Source organism: Caballeronia arationis, from assembly GCF_001544975.2.
Taxonomy (GTDB): Bacteria; Pseudomonadota; Gammaproteobacteria; order Burkholderiales; family Burkholderiaceae; genus Caballeronia; species Caballeronia arationis.
Genome location: NZ_FCOG02000382.1, coordinates 1 through 1,924 on the forward strand (window position 1 = coordinate 1; position 1,924 = coordinate 1,924).

The 1,924-nt window shown below is 61.1% G+C and carries 3 protein-coding genes; all 3 read left to right on the forward strand.

The window, feature by feature from the left end; translation table 11 throughout:
* Positions 1-313: 313 nt before the first annotated feature.
* From AWB81_RS46260 to AWB81_RS42440, 3 genes are read left to right on the forward strand one after another with little or no spacing between them, the layout of a single operon-like run.
* On the forward strand, positions 314-571 hold the full coding sequence (locus AWB81_RS46260) for a hypothetical protein (protein WP_159939034.1): 258 nt from the start codon (positions 314-316) through the stop codon (positions 569-571).
* Positions 531-944: a hypothetical protein gene (locus AWB81_RS42435; RefSeq protein WP_235026244.1), complete on the forward strand. Its 414-nt coding sequence runs from the start codon at positions 531-533 to the stop codon at positions 942-944. The genes AWB81_RS46260 and AWB81_RS42435 overlap by 41 nt, the downstream gene beginning before the upstream one ends.
* Positions 941-1,837 (forward strand): IS3 family transposase, encoded by an 897-nt coding sequence (locus AWB81_RS42440; RefSeq protein ID WP_062644519.1) that lies wholly within the window; start codon positions 941-943, stop codon positions 1,835-1,837. Before AWB81_RS42435 ends, AWB81_RS42440 begins: the two co-directional genes overlap by 4 nt.
* The last annotated feature ends 87 nt before the right edge of the window (positions 1,838-1,924 follow it).

Below are 1,924 nucleotides of genomic sequence, written 5' to 3' on the forward strand. Positions count from 1 at the left end.
CACACACTCTGTGATAACGTCATGATTGGCTCCGGTCGTCCACGGGTCTTCGGACCCATTGAGCTTCGAGCTCGTACATCGCTGGGCACGTCCCAGCCGGCTCGACCGGAGCCACCTTACACCGCCAGCGCTCCGCAGTCACCCGTACAACTCGTCGGTCTGAGGCGGAGCCTCGTTAGCCCCTTTCCGCCCTTGTGCTGGCAGATTCCGCTGTCCCTCGCGGGTTAGCGTCCCGAAGATCGGCGGTTACATTGTCCCCAGAGCTTCACACCAAGCTGTTGCCGGCTCAGCATGTCTGGGTAGGGAACGGCTGATGGAACAGCCGGTTTCATCAGATTACTACCTCCGTGAAACAGAAACTCAAGCGACTTGCAGGTCGCACGTGCTGGAAGAAATTCAGGTGGCGCAGCCGCTTGATTTGCGTGTCATGCACCGAGTGCTCGCCGGCGACCCCGGAGTAGGCGAAGCGGCTGTCAGCGACAAAGTCTGCGGCGCCTCCGGTTTTTTTGGACACAGATTTGGGGTAAAACATGTGTTCCGAACTGGAGCAGTCGATGTTAAAGAAACATGATGCAAAAGCGGTTGTGCCAGAGGCGCTGGAAGGAGCGCGTAGCGCGACTGGAAGCGCCTCTGGCGCCGCCGAAGTCAAACGCTGGTCGACCGGCCGCAAACGTAGCGTGGTCCTCCGGTTGCTGCGCGGCGAACCTGTTGACGCCGTGTCCCGCGAAGTGGGAGTGACGATCGCCGAGCTTGAGCAATGGCGTGAGCTGGCACTAGCTGGCCTGGAGGCTGGCCTGAAGACACGAACCGGCGATCCGCTGGAAGCGCGGCTTAACGACGCCGTGCGACGCGTGGGCGAGCTGTCTTTGGAAAACGAGATCCTGCGCAAGGAACGTGAACTGCAGGCCCGTCGCCCTTTGACCGGTCGGAGATCGTCGACATGAGCCGCGAGATCTCCGTCAGTGCAGGCAAGCCCTTTGGATTGCAACGGGTTTGCCAGGTGCTCGAATTCCCGCGTTCGACGATCTATGCCGTTCGTGCCAGAGCGAGCACCAACGTGATGCCGATTCAGCGCAGGCGTGGACCGAAGCCGAAGATGCCCGATGCAGACTTGCTGAAGGCCATCCGCGACGATCTGGCGGCCTCGCCCTTCATCGGCGAGGGGCATCGCAAGGTCTGGGCGCGGCTGCGCATCGTGCACGACATTCGCGTGTCCCGGACCCGCGTACTGCGGTTGATGGGCGAGCACGGGTTGCTCTCGCCGCACCGCCAAGCGCAAGGCGAACCCAACCGCCACGACGGCCGGATCACGACTGATCGCCCGAATGAAATGTGGGGCACCGATGGGGTGCGCATCGAGACCGTGGACGACGGCATGGTATGGATCTTCTCGAGCGTTGACCACTGCGATGGCATGTGCACCGGCATCCATGCCGCGAAAATCGGTGACCGCTTCGCTGCCCTCGAGCCGATCTCCCAAGGGCTGCTGGGCGAGTTCGGCTCCGTAGTCGCCGACGCGGGCCGCGGATTGTCGCTAAGAATGGATCACGGCTCGCAATACATCTCGGACGACTTTCGCGATCAGATCAGGTTCTGGGGCGTCACGCCGAGCTACGCCTTCGTCGCCGAACCCCAGACCAATGGCGTTGCCGAGCGGTTCAACCGGACCATGAAGGAACAGGCTATTCATGGGCGCATCTTCAAGAACTTGGAGGAAGTTCGTGCTGCCGCCATCGCGTTCAGGGATCGATACAACCGCGACTGGCGTCTTGAAAAATTGGGCTTCAAATCACCCCTCGAAGCCCGTCAGCAAAGGCTGATGAAACTGGCCGCCTGAACTGCAAAAGCGTGTCCGTGCGCCGGTCAAAACCGGTGAGGTGTTGTGAATGAAAGAGTCATACGTTGAAGGCCTAGCCAGCCACGG

Excerpts from the sequence above, each read along its gene's own strand:
- AWB81_RS46260 (WP_159939034.1), top strand. The coding sequence starts at position 314 with ATGGAACAGCCGGTTTCATCAGATTACTACCTCCGTGAAACAGAAACT.
- AWB81_RS42435 (WP_235026244.1), top strand. The coding sequence starts at position 531 with ATGTGTTCCGAACTGGAGCAGTCGATGTTAAAGAAACATGATGCAAAA.
- AWB81_RS42440 (WP_062644519.1), top strand. The coding sequence starts at position 941 with ATGAGCCGCGAGATCTCCGTCAGTGCAGGCAAGCCCTTTGGATTGCAA.